This is a genomic window from Pseudomonas sp. 1912-s, from assembly GCF_029269205.1.
GTDB lineage: Bacteria > Pseudomonadota > Gammaproteobacteria > Pseudomonadales > Pseudomonadaceae > Aquipseudomonas.
In genome coordinates this window covers 58522-73948 of the sequence record NZ_JARIXR010000018.1, presented here as the reverse complement: position 1 = coordinate 73948, position 15427 = coordinate 58522, and the positions used below count along the sequence as shown (strand labels likewise).

At 62.0% G+C, this 15427-nt stretch carries 11 protein-coding genes; 3 read left to right on the top strand and 8 right to left on the bottom strand.

Features of this window, described 5'->3' with window-relative positions; genetic code table 11:
- Window positions 1-2: 2 nt before the first annotated feature.
- Both copC and P3C29_RS21375 read right to left on the bottom strand, forming a co-directional pair.
- Complete coding sequence (gene copC, locus P3C29_RS21380) at window positions 3-368, bottom strand: copper homeostasis periplasmic binding protein CopC (RefSeq protein WP_275965372.1); 366 nt, start codon at window positions 366-368, stop codon at window positions 3-5.
- Between the two features lie 23 nt (window positions 369-391).
- Entirely contained in the window at window positions 392-835 is a 444-nt protein-coding gene (locus P3C29_RS21375; protein WP_169389173.1) for a GNAT family N-acetyltransferase, read from the bottom strand.
- A gap of 142 nt (window positions 836-977) precedes the next feature.
- On the opposite strand from P3C29_RS21375, the gene P3C29_RS21370 reads away from it, so the two are divergent.
- Window positions 978-1598, top strand: coding sequence for a TetR/AcrR family transcriptional regulator (locus tag P3C29_RS21370; protein WP_003207828.1), 621 nt, complete (start codon window positions 978-980; stop codon window positions 1596-1598).
- Window positions 1599-1702: 104 nt separating this feature from the next.
- Here P3C29_RS21370 and preA read toward each other — a convergent pair whose 3' ends face one another.
- The 3 genes from preA to hydA all read right to left on the bottom strand — a co-directional run bounded on the left by preA (window position 1703) and on the right by hydA (window position 5947).
- Window positions 1703-2977, bottom strand: coding sequence for an NAD-dependent dihydropyrimidine dehydrogenase subunit PreA (preA, locus tag P3C29_RS21365; RefSeq protein ID WP_010166807.1), 1275 nt, complete (start codon window positions 2975-2977; stop codon window positions 1703-1705).
- A complete protein-coding gene (locus P3C29_RS21360; RefSeq protein WP_275965371.1) occupies window positions 2977-4344 on the bottom strand; it encodes an NAD(P)-dependent oxidoreductase in 1368 nt (455 codons plus the stop codon). Before P3C29_RS21360 ends, preA begins: the two co-directional genes overlap by 1 nt.
- 163 nt (window positions 4345-4507) lie before the next feature.
- Window positions 4508-5947, bottom strand: a complete 1440-nt coding sequence (gene hydA / locus P3C29_RS21355) for a dihydropyrimidinase (RefSeq protein ID WP_010166811.1) — start codon at window positions 5945-5947, stop codon at window positions 4508-4510.
- A 601-nt stretch (window positions 5948-6548) separates the two neighbouring features.
- Between hydA and P3C29_RS21350 the strand changes: the two genes are divergently transcribed.
- Together P3C29_RS21350 and P3C29_RS21345 are read left to right on the top strand one after the other, a co-directional pair.
- Window positions 6549-8036 (top strand): NCS1 family nucleobase:cation symporter-1, encoded by a 1488-nt coding sequence (locus tag P3C29_RS21350; protein ID WP_169389170.1) that lies wholly within the window; start codon window positions 6549-6551, stop codon window positions 8034-8036.
- Window positions 8037-8179: 143 nt separating this feature from the next.
- Complete coding sequence (locus tag P3C29_RS21345; protein ID WP_275965370.1) at window positions 8180-9463, top strand: Zn-dependent hydrolase; 1284 nt, start codon at window positions 8180-8182, stop codon at window positions 9461-9463.
- 142 nt (window positions 9464-9605) lie between these two features.
- Here the strand turns inward: P3C29_RS21345 and P3C29_RS21340 are convergent, their stop codons facing one another.
- The 3 genes from P3C29_RS21340 to P3C29_RS21330 are packed head-to-tail and all read right to left on the bottom strand — an operon-like array spanning window position 9606 to window position 15385.
- Window positions 9606-11024 (bottom strand): efflux transporter outer membrane subunit, encoded by a 1419-nt coding sequence (locus tag P3C29_RS21340; RefSeq protein ID WP_275965369.1) that lies wholly within the window; start codon window positions 11022-11024, stop codon window positions 9606-9608.
- Window positions 11008-12174, bottom strand: coding sequence for an efflux RND transporter periplasmic adaptor subunit (locus tag P3C29_RS21335; protein WP_275965368.1), 1167 nt, complete (start codon window positions 12172-12174; stop codon window positions 11008-11010). Before P3C29_RS21335 ends, P3C29_RS21340 begins: the two co-directional genes overlap by 17 nt.
- Window positions 12164-15385: an efflux RND transporter permease subunit gene (locus P3C29_RS21330; protein WP_275965367.1), complete on the bottom strand. Its 3222-nt coding sequence runs from the start codon at window positions 15383-15385 to the stop codon at window positions 12164-12166. The genes P3C29_RS21335 and P3C29_RS21330 overlap by 11 nt, the downstream gene beginning before the upstream one ends.
- Between the last annotated feature and the right edge of the window lie 42 nt (window positions 15386-15427).

The window sequence follows — 15427 nt, the reverse complement described above, 5'->3', positions numbered from 1 at the left end:
GATTATTGGCCGACCTTGAAGCTGTATTCACCGTTGCTCTTGTGGGTATCCACCGAGACGGCGTTCCACACCACTTTGTAGGTGCCGGCGGCCAACGGTGCGGCCGGTGTCACCACCAGCACTTTCTTGTCGGCATCCGGGGTTTCCAGGCCTTTGATCGCCACTTCAGTGCCGTCCTTGCTCAGGGACACCTTGGTGAAGGTCGCTTCAACGCCTTCGGAGAAGGTCAGGCGCAGGTCCTTGGGGGCGGTGACGCTGCTGTCGGCAGCAGGCTTCGCGCTTTTCAGGTGAGCGTGGGCAAACGCGGCCGAGGCGCCCAGCAGGGAAGCGAGCAGGGCGACGGTGGTGAGGGTCTTCTTGATCAACATTGTTCAATACCTTCAGGTGAGAGTCAGTCGTTCGGTAGAGCCATGTGCAACAAGGGGAAGGGCTTGCCTTCGCCGTCGACGGGCGAGCGGCCGGTCCGGGTAAAACCATAGTGCAGGTAGAAACCCACGGCTTGTGGGTTCTGTTCGTTCACATCCACCCGCAAGGTGTCGTGGCGGGCGCGCACAAAGTCCAGCAACTGGCGGCCGATGCCCTGGCCGCGCCGGCTCGGGTCGATAAACAGCATCTCTACGTTATTGCCGCCGGTGCCGACAAAGCCGGCAATGCCCTGGGCGTCTTCGTACACCCACACTTCAAGTGCGGGCATCGGCAGGTAGCAGTCGCGCACCAGGGGCAGCAGGCGCTGGATATCGTCTTCGCTGAGAAAGTCGTGGGTGGCGCGCACCGAGCGTTCCCACAGTGCGCCAAGCACCGGGTCGTCGCACGCGTCTCGCTGTCGGATAGTCATGGAGAGGATCCTTCGAGGGGATGGCGATGCTAACCAATCCGGTTTCCACGGGGAAGGTTCTTGTACGAAGTTTCACAGTGGCGTGTCGCGCGGACTGGAGCGGATGGTAGTCTTGAGGCCATGTTGTTGTCAGGGAGCCCGTATGGGCAATCACAAGATCGGTATTCGTCGGGTCAACGTCGAAAAGATTCTGCTGGCGGCTGAAAAGGTCTTCGCCGAGAAGGGTTATGGCAGCACCGCCATGGCCGATATCGCTGAAGAAGTGCAGCTGCCGCGCTCCAACCTGCATTACTACTTCAGCACCAAGAGCGAGCTGTACAGCGCGGTGTTGTTCGACCTGCTGGAAGTGTGGAAGCAGGACGCCTTGTGCTTCGAGATGTTCGATGACCCACGGGTAGTGCTCAGCAGCTACATCCGCGCCAAGATGCAGCACTCCCGCAGCCGGCCTTACGGTTCGAAAGTCTGGGCTAACGAAATCATCCACGGCGCGCCGACCCTGGGTGAGGCGCTGGACGTGAGCCTGTACGACTGGGCCAAGATGAAGGAAGCGAAGATTCGCCAGTGGGTGGAAGACAAACGCATCCTGCCGGTGGAACCGTCGAGCCTGCTGTATATGATCTGGGCCTCGACCCAGCACTACGCCGACTTTGATCATCAGGTGAAAATCCTGAATGACCATCAGCCGTTGTCGGACATGCAGTTTGAGCGGGCGGTGCAGACGGTGACGAGTGTGATCCTGCGGGGGATCGGGTTGGAGCCTTGAGCCTTATCCTGACATTGAGGGCCTCATCGCAGGCAAGCCAGCTCCCACAGGAGAATGCATTCCAACTGTGGGAGCTGGCTTGCCTGCGATAGCGATCTAAAGGACTACACCGCCTCGCGGTAGGGATTGCGCGGATCCTGCGTCCAGTTCAAAAACGGCTTCCCGGTGTCCACCGGCACCATTTCGATACAGTCCGCCACCGGGCAGGTGATCTGGCACAGGTTGCACCCCACGCACTCATCATCGATCACCTCGTACTTATGCGTCCCATCCGCCTGCTTCAAGCTGGCGATCGCCTGGTGCGATGTGTCTTCACAGGCAATATGGCAGCGCCCGCAGCCAATACAGGCTTCCTGATCGATCTTGGCGATCACCTGATAGTTGATATCCAGGTACTTCCAATCCGTCGTATTGCCCACCGCCCGCCCGGAAAACTCCTGCAGGCTGCTGTAGCCCTGGCTGTCCATCCACCGCGACAGTCCGTCCTTCATCTCTTCGACGATCCGAAACCCGTGCAGCATCGCCGCCGTGCACACCTGCACCGCGCCGCAGCCCAGCGCTACGAACTCCGCCGCATCGCGCCAGTTGCCGATCCCGCCAATCCCGCAGATCGGCAAGCCTTGTGTCTGCGGGTCCCGGGCAATCTCCGCCACCATATTCAAGGCAATCGGTTTCACCGCCGAGCCGCAGTAGCCACCGTGAGTGCTTTGGGTGCCCACCATTGGCAGGGCGACCATGCGCTCCAGGTCGACACTGGTGATGGAGTTGATGGTGTTGATCAGCGACACCGCATCCGCACCACCGCGATACGCCGCCCGGGCCGCCACGCGAATGTCGGTGATGTTCGGCGTGAGCTTGACGATCACCGGCAGCGAGCAATAGGTCTTGCACCAGCGGGTCACCTGTTCCACGTACTCCGGCACCTGGCCCACCGCCGCGCCCATGCCGCGTTCCGGCATGCCGTGGGGGCAGCCGAAGTTCAGCTCGATGCCGTCGCAACCGGTGGCTTCCACCAGCGGCAGGATGTGTTTCCACGACTCTTCAACGCACGGCACCATCAGCGACACGATCAGCGCGCGGTCGGGCCAGTCCTTTTTCACCTGGGTGATTTCCCGCAGGTTGATCTCCAGGGAACGGTCGGTGATCAGCTCGATGTTGTTGATGCCGAGCACTTCACGGTTGGCGCCAAAGTGCGCCGAGTAACGCGACGAGACGTTGACCGCGGCCGGGTCTTCGCCGAGGGTTTTCCAGACGACGCCGCCCCAGCCGGCCTCAAAGGCGCGAACCACGTTGTAGGCCTTGTCGGTGGGCGGCGCGGAGGCCAGCCAGAAGGGATTGGGGGCTTTGATGCCGGCGAACACAATCGAGAGATCGGCCATTACGCAGCCTCCACATTCAGCATGAGTTGGGCGTGCATGGCTTCAGCGGCCAACTTGCCGTGTTGCACGGCCTGGACGGTGAGGTCCTGGCCGAGGCTGACGCAATCGCCACCGGCATACACACCGGGGATGCTGGTGCGCAGCTGTTCGTTGACGAAGATACGATCGCCCTGGCGTTGCAGTTGGTGCGCCAGCGGGTCGTGCAGCGCCGCGTCATCGAAGCCCTGGCCGATGGCCTTGAAGATCGCGTCGGCGGCCAGTTCGAAGGTCTCGCCGGTGGCTTGCAGGCGGCCATCCACCATGCGGGTGCGGGCGAAACGCATGCCGCGCACATGGCCCTGATCGTCGAGCAACACCTCTTCGGGCTGGGCCCAGGTCAGCAGGCGCACCTGGTTGGCTTTGGCGATGTCCTGTTCGTGGCCAGTGGCGCCCATTTCGGTCAGGCCACGGCGGTACACCAGATTCACGTCACGGGCACCGAGGCGGGCCATTTGCACGGCCATGTCGATAGCGGTGTTGCCGGCGCCGAGGACGATGCAGCGGTCGGCCAGGGGCAGTTGGCTGAGGTCATCGGCCTGGCGCAATTCGCGGATGTAGTCGGTGGCGGCGAGCAGGCCGGGGGCATCTTCGTGAGGCAGGCCGAGCTGTTTGCTGGCGGCCAGGCCGAGGCCAAGGAACACCGCGTCGAATTGCTGGTGCAACTCGCTCAAGGTCAGGTTGTCGCCCAGGCGCTGGCCGTGGCGGATTTCAATGCCGCCGATTTGCAGGAGGAAATCCAGTTCCTTTTGCGCGAAGTCATCCACCAGTTTGTACTTGGCGATCCCGTACTCATTCAGGCCACCGGCTTTTTCCCGGGCTTCGAAAATCACCACGTCGTGACCGTGCAGGGCGCTGCGATGGGCGCAGGACAACCCCGCAGGCCCGGCGCCGACCACGGCGATGCGCTTGCCGGTGGGCGCGGCACGCTGGAATGGGTGCTCGCTGAAGTGCGCGTTGTCCACGGCGTAACGCTGCAGCAGGCCGATCAGCACCGGGGCGCATTCTTCGGCGTTGTTGCGCACGCAGGCTTGCTGGCAAAGGATTTCCGTCGGACAGACCCGGGCGCAACTGCCGCCGAGGATATTCGCCGAGAGGATTTTCTGCGCGGCGCCCTGGACGTTTTCGGTGTGGATATTGCGGATGAACGAGGGGATATCGATCTCGCTGGGGCATGCGTTAACGCACGGTGCGTCGTAGCAGTACAGGCAGCGCGAGGCTTCCAGTTGGGCTTGCCGGGCATTGAGCGGCGGCGCCAGGTCGGTGAAATGCGCGGCAAGTGCGGCCGCATCTTCAGGGGGGTGTGGAAGATGGTTCAGGGTCTGGATCACGGTATTGGCCTCACGGTTTTTGAGGTGCTGCCTCTGGTGGGCAGTGGTTTTTTTTATTGCCTGTACCGGCCTCATCGCAGGCAAGCCAGCTCCCACATTTGGAAGTATTCACCGCTCAAAAATGTGGGAGCCGGGCTTGCCCGCGATAGGCCGAAGGCCGCTTTCAGCGTTTCACAGCAACCGGCCTGGAACGCTCCGCCCGCTTGCTCAACTGCTCAAACACCGCCGGATACGCCGGCCGTTCGATGTACCGCCCCGCACCACGCTCGGCGCGCAAATCCCCATCGGCCCAGACCAGCTTGCCCTGGCTGATGGTGTGGCTTGGCACGCCGCGTACGGTCTTGCCTTCGAAGATGTTGAAGTCGACTTTCTGATGGTGAGTCTTCGCCGAAATGGTCCGGGTGCCTGCCGGATCCCACAGCACCAGGTCGGCATCGGCACCCACGCGAATCGCGCCTTTGCGCGGGTACAGGTTGAAGATCTTTGCGGTGTTGGTCGACGTCAGTGCCACAAACTCCTGCATCGACAAACGCCCGGTGTTCACGCCTTCGTCCCACAGCAGCGCCATGCGGTCTTCGATACCGGCGGTGCCATTGGGAATCTTGCTGAAATCATCACGCCCGGCGGCTTTTTGCTCGGCGCAGAAGCAGCAATGGTCAGTGGCGGTGGTGTGCAGGTTGCCCGATTGCAGGCCGTGCCACAGCGCTTCCTGATGCCCGCGCGGGCGGAAGGGCGGGCTCATCACGTAGCCGGCAGCGGTCTGCCAGTCGGGGTGTTGATACACGCTGTCGTCCAGCAACAAATGCCCGGCCAAGACTTCGCCGTACACCGGCTGGCCCTTGCTGCGGGCGTAGGTGATTTCGTCCAGCGCTTCCTGGGTAGACACGTGCACCAGGTACAGCGGCGTGCCGATGGTTTCGGCAATCCGGATCGCCCGGCTGGCGGCTTCGCCTTCCACTTGCGAAGGCCGCGACAAGGGATGTGCTTCAGGCCCGGTAATGCCCTGGGCCATCAGCTTGCGTTGCAGGTGGTACACCAGCTCGCCGTTTTCGGCATGCACCGTCGGCACCGCGCCCAGCTCCAGGCAGCGCTCGAAGCTCGCCACCAGGGTGTCGTCGGCGGCCATGATCGCGTTCTTGTAGGCCATGAAGTGCTTGAAGCTGTTGATGCCGTGGTGGCTGACCAGCTCGGCCATTTCCTCGCGGACCTGCTCGCTCCACCAGGTAATGGCCACGTGAAAACCGTAGTCCGACGCCGACTTCTCGGCCCAGCCGCGCCACTGATGGAAAGCTTCCAGCAGGGATTGCTGCGGGTTGGGAATCACAAAGTCGATGATCGACGTGGTGCCGCCCGCCAACCCGGCGGCCGTGCCACTGAAAAAGTCTTCACTGGCCACGGTGCCCATGAAGGGCAATTGCATATGGGTATGGGGATCGATGCCGCCGGGCATCAGGTATTGACCGCTGCCGTCGAGTATCTCGGTGCCGGCGGGAATATCCAGATCAGTGCCAATGGCGCGGATTAGACCGTCTGCGCATAAAACATCGGCTCGGTAACTTTCATCATGGGTAATAACGGTAGCGCCACGGATCAACAGCGACATGTCGAGTTCCTCACAGGCTTGACCGGCTTGTGCCAGTTCTAAGTGTTGTAATGCATCGCGCCGCTGGAGAGTTAATTCCTGTCAGCGGTGACAGGAATAGAAACTAGCCCGAGTTTTTCGAATGAGCAAGAATATTTTTCATAAGCTTATATCGGTATTAAGTTATTGAATTAAAACGATAAAAAATCAAAATCACCAAAATGTAGCGACCTCTCACCATTTTGACGCACTTGACAGGTTCCCAATATGAGCAACATTTCTTATTGCAAATCAGACGCTTGAGACATGCCTCTTGACGGGGCCGGTAAATAAAAATAATTGTGTTGCACCAGATTGAGTCCTGAGAGTTCGGACAACTTCTGCGTTATTTGGCCTGAGTAGCGCTGAAAGTAACGAAGGGCTTTTCGGTTAAGACAATAAAGCTGATAAACATCAGCGAGTTATATAAGCGGTGCGGGCAAGGTAACGGTTTACGGCACGGTTATTGAGTGCGGTGGCGGTTGGCCGGGTCCCGGATGTCATGTTGTCAACGAGGTACTCCGGCCATCCTGTGCGTGTCACGGGATGAGCAAAAATAATTCGAAAAAACCGTGGAGCGGCCATGCAACAGAACAGATCGCAAGTCATTGAGCGCAACGGCCTGTACGAACTCGACGCCGGCCCCGACGTCCTCGACAGCCCTCGCTACAACCACGACATGGCACCGACCAAGGTGCGCGAACGCACCTGGAACAAGTGGCACATCACCGCGCTGTGGATCGGCATGTCGGTCTGCGTGCCCACCTACACCCTGGGCGGCGTGCTCACCGCGTACTTCGGGTTGTCGGTGGGCGAGGCGCTGATGGCGATCCTGCTGGCCAATATCGTGGTGCTGATCCCGCTGACCCTTAACGCCTTTCCCGGTACCAAGTACGGCATTCCGTTTCCGGTATTGCTGCGTTCGTCCTTCGGGGTGCTGGGCTCCAACGTGCCGTGCCTGATCCGCGCGCTGGTGGCGTGCGGCTGGTTTGGCATCCAGACGATGTTTGGCGGGCTGGCGATTCACCTGTTCCTGGGCTCGATTTTCGAGGGCTGGAAATCCCTCGGCGGCACCGGTGAAGTGATCGGCTTCATGATCTTCTGGACGCTGAACCTGTGGGTGGTGTTGCGCGGCGCCGAGTCGATCAAATGGCTGGAAACCTTGTCGGCACCGCTGCTGGTAGCGGTCGGCATCGGCCTGCTGGTATGGGCCTTGCCCAACGTCTCGCTGACCGAACTGATGGCGATCCCGCCCAAGCGTCCCGAAGGCGCGAGCCTCACCGGCTACTTCATGGCGGGCCTGACCGCGATGGTGGGTTTCTGGGCCACTTTATCGTTGAACATTCCCGACTTCAGCCGCTACGCCAAAAGCCAGAAAGACCAGATACTCGGGCAGATTTTCGGCCTGCCGCTGACCATGTTCCTGTTCGCCGCCCTCGGCGTGATCATGACCGCCGCCTCGGTGAAACTGGTGGGCGTCAGCGTCTCCGACCCGGTGACCCTGATCGGCCATATCCAGAGCCCGGTGTGGGTGGCCGTGGCGATGGCGCTAATCATCATCGCCACCTTGTCCACCAACACCGCGGCGAACATCGTCTCGCCCACCAACGACTTCCAGAACATCGCGCCCAAGCTGATCAACCGCACCACGGCGGTGGTATTGACGGGCCTGGTAGGCCTGGCATTGATGGCCCATGAACTGCTGAAAAAACTCGGGCTGATCATCTCCGACGTGAGCCTGGAAACCGTGTATTCCAACTGGTTGCTGGGTTACTCAAGCCTGCTGGGGCCGATTGCCGGGATCATGGTGGTGGACTATTTCATCATCAAGAAACAGCAACTGGACCTCGCCGGTTTGTACCGCGATGACGTGTACCCGGCGTGGAACTGGCATGGCTTCCTGGCGTTTGGCGTGCCGGTGGTGCTGACGCTGTTGTCGCTGGGCAGCGACGCGTTCAGCTGGTTCTACAGCTACGGCTGGTTCACCGGTTCGGCGCTGGGCGGGTTGTTGTATTACGGCCTGTGCATGAAGCGCGGCGCCCGCGTAGTCGCCGTAAAAACACCCTTGTGAACACGGTCAATGTGGGAGCTGGCTTGCCTGCGATGGCATCGACCCGGTGCAACTGAAAGACCGAGTCGCCCGCATCGCAGGCAAGCCAGCTCCCACAGTTGACCGAGTCGATTCATATAAAAAAGTAGCCTGAGGAGATCCCCATGAACGCTGCCGCAGACGTTCTGCAATCCACCCATCAGCACATCAACCGCGACCGTTTGTGGCTGTCCCTGATGGAGCTCGCCAAGCTCGGCGCTACGCCCAAAGGCGGCGTCTGCCGCCTGGCCCTTACCGACCTCGATCGCCAGGCCCGCGACCTGTTTGTGAAGTGGTGCGAGGAGGCGGGCTGCACCGTGACCATCGATGGCGTGGGCAATATCTTCGCCCGCCGGCCGGGGCGCAATCCCAAATTGCCGCCGGTGATGACCGGCAGCCATATCGACACCCAGCCCACCGGTGGCAAGTTTGATGGGTGTTTTGGTGTGCTGGCGGGCGTTGAGGTGTTGCGCACCCTCAACGACCTTAAGGTGGAAACCGAGGCGCCGCTGGAAGTGGTGGTGTGGACCAACGAAGAAGGCTCGCGCTTTCCGCCCTGCATGATGGGCTCCGGCGTGTTTGCCGAGAAATTTACCCTGGCAGACACGCTCGCCAAGACCGACGCCGACGGTGTAACCGTGGGTGACGCGCTGAATGCCATTGGCTACGCCGGCTCCCGGCCGGTGAGCGGGCACAAGGTGGGCGCGTATTTCGAAGCGCATATCGAGCAAGGCCCGATTCTTGAGGATGAAAAGAAAACCATCGGCGTCGTGCTGGGCGCCCTCGGCCAGAAATGGTTCGACCTGAAACTGCGCGGCGTCGAGGCCCACGCAGGACCGACGCCGATGCACCTGCGTAAAGATGCGTTGGTGGGTGCCGCTGCTGTGGTCGCCGCCGTCAATGCGGCCGCGCTGGGCCATCAGCCTCACGCCTGCGGCACCGTCGGTTGCCTGCAAGCCTATCCGGGTTCACGCAACGTGATTCCCGGCGAAGTGCGCATGACCCTGGACTTCCGTCACCTGGAACCGGCGCGCCTGGACTCGATGATTGCCCAGGTGCGCAAGGTGATCGACGACACGTGCGCCAAGCACGGCCTGACGTTCGAGATGACACCCACCGCCGACTTCCCGCCGCTGTACTTCGACAAAGGCTGCGTGGATGCCGTGCGTGATGCGGCCAATGGTCTGGGGCTGTCGAACATGGACATTGTGAGCGGGGCAGGGCATGACGCGATTTTCGTCGCAGAACTGGGCCCGGCGGGGATGATCTTTGTGCCGTGCGAAGGCGGCATCAGCCATAACGAAATCGAGAACGCAGCGCCCGATGATTTGGCGGCGGGGTGTGCGGTGTTGTTGAGGGCGATGGTGGCGGCGTCGGTGGCGATTGCCGGCGGCAAACTGGCTGCCTGAGTACGTTCAGTCACTGCTATAAAATGTGGGAGGGGGCTTGCTCCCGAAGGCGGTGTATCAGCCAGCACATCTGGTACTGACCCACCGCCTTCGGGAGCAAGCCCCCTCCCACATTTGAGCTAGGGTGTGCGTGAAATGGGTATCAGGCGTCAGGCTTCCAGCCGCCACCCAGCGCCGTCACCAAACCCACACTCGCTTGCAATTGCCGCGTCTGCACCGCCTGCAACGTCCTCTGCGCCTGCAAGGCCGCCGTCTGCGCCGTCACCACATCCAGGTAACTCACCGCACCCGCCTGATAACTGTTCATCGCCAGCGCCTGCGTGTGCTCGGCCGCATTCGCAGCGGCCTGTTCATCCATCGCTTCCTGCTGCAAATCACGCAATTGCCCAAGGTTGTCTTCCACCTCACGCACTGCCCGCAAAACCTGGCTACGGTAATGCGCCGAAGCCTCTTCAAACTCCGCCTTGGCCTGGCGTTCATTGGCACTCAACCGCCCGCCATCAAAGATCGGCAAGTTGACCAGCGGCCCCAGCGCCCAATACCGATTGGCCGCCGAGAACAAGTTGCCCACGCCCTGGGTCTGCCCGCCAATCAAGCCGGTCAAACTGAAGTCCGGGTACCACGCGGCCTTCGCCACGCCGATATTCGCGTTGGCCGCAAACACTCGTCGTTCCGCCGCCGCAATATCGGGGCGACGTTGCAGCAGGTGGCTTGGCAGCTGTTGTGGTATTCCCGGCAACGCGATCAGTTGCGTGCTCGGCGGCAGTTGGAATTCGCTGGCGGAGACGCCTACCAACTCCCCAATCGCATGCTCGGTGAGATTGCGCTGGCCACGCACGTCATCCAGCTGCGCCTCGGCTTCAGCCAGCTGGTTCTGTGCGCGGGTCAGGTCGAGTTCCGAGGCGATCTGCCCTTCGTACCGGCTGCGGGTCAGTTGCAACGCCTGGCCAAAATCGTCCAGGGAGCTGCTAAGGATCCGGCTCTGGGCATCCAGCCCGTTGAGCTGCACGTACAGCGTCGCCAACTGATGCTGCAGGCTCAGGCGTGCCACCGCCAAATCGTCCCCGGAGGCTTGTGCCTGTGCGTCACCCGCGGCCACCTGGTTGCGGATTTTGCCCCACAGATCCAGATCAAAACTCAGCGCAAAACCGGCCGTGTTGCTGTTGTACACCGAAGGCTGGGTATCACCCCGCAGCGGCCGGCTGTCTGATTGCCGCTGGCGCAACGGTTGTGCGCTGGCGGTGATTTGCGGGAACAACCCGGCATGCAGTTGGCTGGCGTAGGCCTGGGACGCATCGAAATGCGCCAGCGCCGCTGCGAGGTCCGGGTTGGCCTTGAGCAGTTGTTCCTGCAGGTCGTTCAGGCGCTGTTCCTGGTACAGCTGCCACCACTTCGGCGCCAGTTGGTCGGACGGCTGCGCGCTGTGCCACGGGCCGTCGCTGGTCTGTTCGCGGTACTTGGCCGGCAGGTCCAGGGTCGGTGCCTTGTAGGTGGGCGCCAGCGAGCAACCGTGCAGTGCTACCAATACCAGGGCCGCGAGGGGTTTAAGCCTTGGGCGCATGGGCACCTCCGGCGTCGGCCATTTGCACGGCGTCGCCTTCGCGCAACGCATCGGGCGGGTTGTCGACCACGCGGTCGGCGGGTTTCAGGCCCTGGTCGATCACCAGGCGTTCGCCCAGGTCGAGGCCGATGTGGATGTCTTGCAGGTGCACGTGATTCTTCGCATCCAGTACCGCGACCTGGGTGCCTTCGGCGCGGAAGATCAATGCGCTGGCCGGGATGCTCACGCCATGGGTATCGGCCGGGATGGCCAGGGTGGCTTCGGCGTAGTCGCCGGGCAGCAATTTGCCGTCCGGGTTGTCGGCTACGAACTGCGCAAGCAAGGTGCCGGAGCGACGGTCGATGGCGGTGGAGTCGCCCATCAGCCGCGCACTGAAGTGTTCGCCGGGATGCTCGGGTACCGTCAGTTGTGCGGCGAGCCCCGGATGAATCACCGCGGCGTAGTTCTGCGGCACTGGCACATAGAGGCGCAGTTGGTGGGTGTCGGCGATGTCGAACAGCTCCGGATCGCTGTCGCTGTCGGCCTTGATCAGTTGGCCGATATCGGTGTTGCGCGCGGTGATCACACCGGCGAACGGTGCGCGGATGGTCTTGTAGTCTTCCAGCGCCGAGAGCCGTGCATAGTCAGCTTCGGCAGCCTGGGCGTTGGCCTTGGCGGCCAGGGCATTCGAGGTTTTTTCATCGGCCTCCTGGCGCGATACCGAATGGCTGTCCAGCAGGTTTTTCCAGCGGGTGGCGGTGGTTTCCGCCAGGCGTGCGTTGGCCTGTTCCTGCACCATGCGAGCGTGGGTTTGCGCCACTTGCTGGTCGAGGTCTGGGCTGTCGATTTCGGCGAGGATTTGCCCGGCCTTGACCTGGCTGCCGATGTCGACTTTCCAGTCTTTCAGGTAACCGCTGACCCGTGCATGAATAGGTGCCTTGCTCCAGGCTTCGAGGTGCGCGGGCAGGCGCAGGGTGTCGCCGGCCGCGTTCTGTTTGGGCTGGAATACCAGCACTTGGGGCACAGCGGCGGTTTCAGTCCAGGCAGTGACGGATTTTTCATGCATCGTGCGGGCGTGCAGGCCGTTGGCGACCAACAGGGCGGCCAGTGTCAGGCCGCCGACACCCATGAGCATAAGACGCTTGCGCGAGGGTTTGTGATCAGACGACATGTGGGGTTTCTCCAGCAGCAGCGCGAGTATGGTGACGACCGTGGACCAGACTGAAGACCACGGGTACAAACAGCAAAGTGGCAGTGGTGGCGAGGATCAGGCCGCCGATCACGGCACGTCCCAGCGGCGCGTTTTGTTCTTCGGACAAGGCCAGCGGCAGCATGCCGATGATCATCGCCAGGGCGGTCATGCACACCGGGCGGAAGCGTGTGTAGCCAGCCTCCAGTGCCGCCTTGAGGGCATCGCCATGTTCGGCCAGGCGCTCTCGGCAGAAGCTCACCACCAAAATCGAGTTGGCGGTGGCCACGCCCATACAGAGGATGGCCCCCGTGAGCGCAGGCACCGACAATGAGGTGCCGCTGAGGAACAGCATCCACACGATGCCCGCGAGGGCCGCCGGGAGCGCGGTGATGATCACGAACGGGTCGGTCCAGGACTGGAAGTTGACCACGATCAGCAGGTAGATCAGCACCACCGCACCGAGCAGGCCAAAGCTCAAACCGTTGAACGCTTCATGCAGGGCATCGATCTGCCCGTGCAGGCTGATGGTCGCGCCTTTGGGGCGCATCGGGGCCATGTCGTTCAGCACCTTTTGCACGTCGCTGGCGACGCCGCCGAGGTCGCGGCCTTGCACGTTGGCGTACAGGTCCAGGGTCGGTTCGATGTTGTAGTGGGTCACCACCGCCGGGCTTTGCACGCGGGAGATCGTCGCCACACCGCCGAGGATCTGCGACTGGCCATCGGCACCGGTCACCGGCAGCGCTTCCAGGGACGGCAGGCTGTCGAGGCGGTATTGCGGCGTTGCGGCCACGATCGAATACGACACGCCGTTGGCCGGGTTGAGCCAGAAGGTCGGCGCCGTTTGCGAACTGCCGGCCAGGGACGCAACCATACTGTTGGTCACGTCACGCTCGGTAATGCCCAGGCCGTTGGCGCGCATCCGGTCCACGTTGACTTGCAGCGACGGATAGCCGGTGGACTGCTGGATACGCAGGTCGGCGATGCCTGGTATGTGTTTCAGGCGACGTTCCAGTTCGATGGCGTAGGCGCGGTTTTCTTCATCGCTGCGCCCGGAGATTTTCACGTCCAGCGGCGCCGGCGAACCGAAGTTGAGGATCTGGCTGCTGATGTCTGCCGGGAGGAACGCGAACTGGCTGCCGGGGAAGCTTTCGGGCAGCGCTTCGCGCAGTTTTTTCACGTAGTCGGCAGTCGGTGCATGGTCTTTTTTCAGGGTGACCTGGATGTCACCGTCCTGTGGGCCGATGGTGCCGCTGCTGCTGTAGGCCATGTCGATGCCGCTCAGCGGGATGCCGATGTTGTCGACGATGGTGTCCAGCTCGTCTGCCGGAACGATCTCGCGAATCCGCGCTTCAATCCGGTCAAACGCCGCAGCGCTTTCTTCGATCCGCGTACCCAGCGGCAAGCGCACGTGCAGGGCCATGGCGCCGGCGTCGGTGGCCGGGAAGAAGTCCTGGCCCAGGCTTGGCAACAGCAGGAACGAGGCGAGGATGCACGCCAGGAACCCCACGATGAACCGCTTGCGTGCGCCCAGGGCGAGGGTCAGCAGGCTGTGGTAAACGTCCCGCAGGTTGGAGAAGTGACGCTCGAAACCCTGCTGGAAATTCAGCACCGATTGCAGCACGGCGTTGCGTTGGGGTTTGTGCTGGTCGCCCTCGTGGTGGTTGATGAATGCATCTTCCGGGTGATGACCTTCGCCTTGCTCCGGCACATGAGGCTTGAGCAGGAACATCGCCAGGGTCGGTACCAATGTCCGCGAGAGGATGAACGAACTGGCCATGGCGAAAATCACCGCCAGCGCCATCGGGCGGAACAGGTAGCCGGCGATGCCTTGCAGCATGAACATCGGCACAAACACGATGCAGATACACAGCAGGGACACGAACGCCGGGCCGACGATTTGCTTGGCGCCGTCGAGGATCGCGTCCTTCACCGCCTTGCCTTGTTCCAGGTGCCAGTTGATGTTTTCGATGGTCACCGTGGCGTCATCCACCAGGATCCCCACCGCCAACGCCAGCCCGCCGAGGGTCATGACGTTGAGGGTCTGCCCGGTGGCCGCCAGCAGCGCGATGGCCGACAGCACCGCGAGGGGAATCGAGGCGGCGATGATGATGGTCGAGCGCCAGCTGCCGAGGAACAGCAGGATCATCGCACTGGTCAGCAGGGCCGCGATGATGCCTTCCTGGGCCACGCTGCCCACCGACTGTTTGACGAACACCGAGGCATCGCCCAGCAGTGAGGTCTTCAGCGAAGGCGGCAGGGTTTCATTGATGCGCGGCAGCATCTGGCGGATGCCGTCGATGATCGACAGGGTGGAGATGCTGCCGTTTTTCAGGGCTGGCATCAGCACGGCACGGTGGCCGTCGACGCGCACGATGTTGGTCTGCGGCGGCGAGCCGTCACGCACGTGAGCCACCTGGCCGATGGTGATGATTGCGCCGTCGACCGTCTTGATCGGCAGGTCGTTGAGCTCATCAATCGCCTTGGGGCTGTTGTTGAGCAAAATCGTGTATTCGTTGGGGCCGAGTTTGGCGGTACCCACGGGGATGATCTGGTTCTGCAAGGCCAGGGCGTTGCCCACGTCTTGCGCCGACAGGCCTTTGGCGGCCAGCGCCTGCGGGTCGAGGTCGAGGGTGATCTGGCGTTGCTTGCCGCCCATCGGGGTTGGCATGGCCAGGCCGGGGAGGGCACTGAGCGGCAGGCGGATGTTGTTCTGCACCAGGTCGCGGATCTTCGCTTCCGACAGGCTGGGGCTGGAGAATGCCATCTGCAGGATCGGCACCGTGGAGGCGCTGTAGTTGAGGATCAGCGGTGGGGTGATGCCCGGTGGCATCTGCTTGAGTACGGTTTGTGACACCGCTGTTACCTGAGCGTTGGCGGTGCGGATATCCACGCCGGGCTGGAAGAAAATCTTCACGATGCCCATGCCGGGTAACGACTGCGATTCAATGTGTTCGATGTCGTTGACGGTGGTACTCAGGGAGCGTTCGTAGGTGTAGATCACGCGACCGGCCATGGCGTCCGGAGACAGGCCGTTGTACTGCCAGACCACCGCGACTACGGGGATGCCAATGTCGGGAAATACGTCGGTGGGGGTACGCAAGGCCGCCATGGGCCCAATGATGCAGATGAAAATTGCCAGCACGATAAACGTGTAGGGCTTGAGCAGTGCGGTCTTTACCAGCCCGAGCATGCCGTAACCTCCAAAGGAGTGGGATTGCAAACGCTCGCAGTC

What these genes read in the sequence shown, in the direction of transcription:
- copC (WP_275965372.1), bottom strand. Translation starts at nt 368, where the DNA reads ATGTTGATCAAGAAGACCCTCACCACCGTCGCCCTGCTCGCTTCCCTG.
- P3C29_RS21375 (WP_169389173.1), bottom strand. Translation starts at nt 835, where the DNA reads ATGACTATCCGACAGCGAGACGCGTGCGACGACCCGGTGCTTGGCGCA.
- P3C29_RS21370 (WP_003207828.1), top strand. Translation starts at nt 978, where the DNA reads ATGGGCAATCACAAGATCGGTATTCGTCGGGTCAACGTCGAAAAGATT.
- preA (WP_010166807.1), bottom strand. Translation starts at nt 2,977, where the DNA reads ATGGCCGATCTCTCGATTGTGTTCGCCGGCATCAAAGCCCCCAATCCC.
- hydA (WP_010166811.1), bottom strand. Translation starts at nt 5,947, where the DNA reads ATGTCGCTGTTGATCCGTGGCGCTACCGTTATTACCCATGATGAAAGT.
- P3C29_RS21350 (WP_169389170.1), top strand. Translation starts at nt 6,549, where the DNA reads ATGCAACAGAACAGATCGCAAGTCATTGAGCGCAACGGCCTGTACGAA.
- P3C29_RS21345 (WP_275965370.1), top strand. Translation starts at nt 8,180, where the DNA reads ATGAACGCTGCCGCAGACGTTCTGCAATCCACCCATCAGCACATCAAC.
- P3C29_RS21340 (WP_275965369.1), bottom strand. Translation starts at nt 11,024, where the DNA reads ATGCGCCCAAGGCTTAAACCCCTCGCGGCCCTGGTATTGGTAGCACTG.
- P3C29_RS21335 (WP_275965368.1), bottom strand. Translation starts at nt 12,174, where the DNA reads ATGTCGTCTGATCACAAACCCTCGCGCAAGCGTCTTATGCTCATGGGT.
- P3C29_RS21330 (WP_275965367.1), bottom strand. Translation starts at nt 15,385, where the DNA reads ATGCTCGGGCTGGTAAAGACCGCACTGCTCAAGCCCTACACGTTTATC.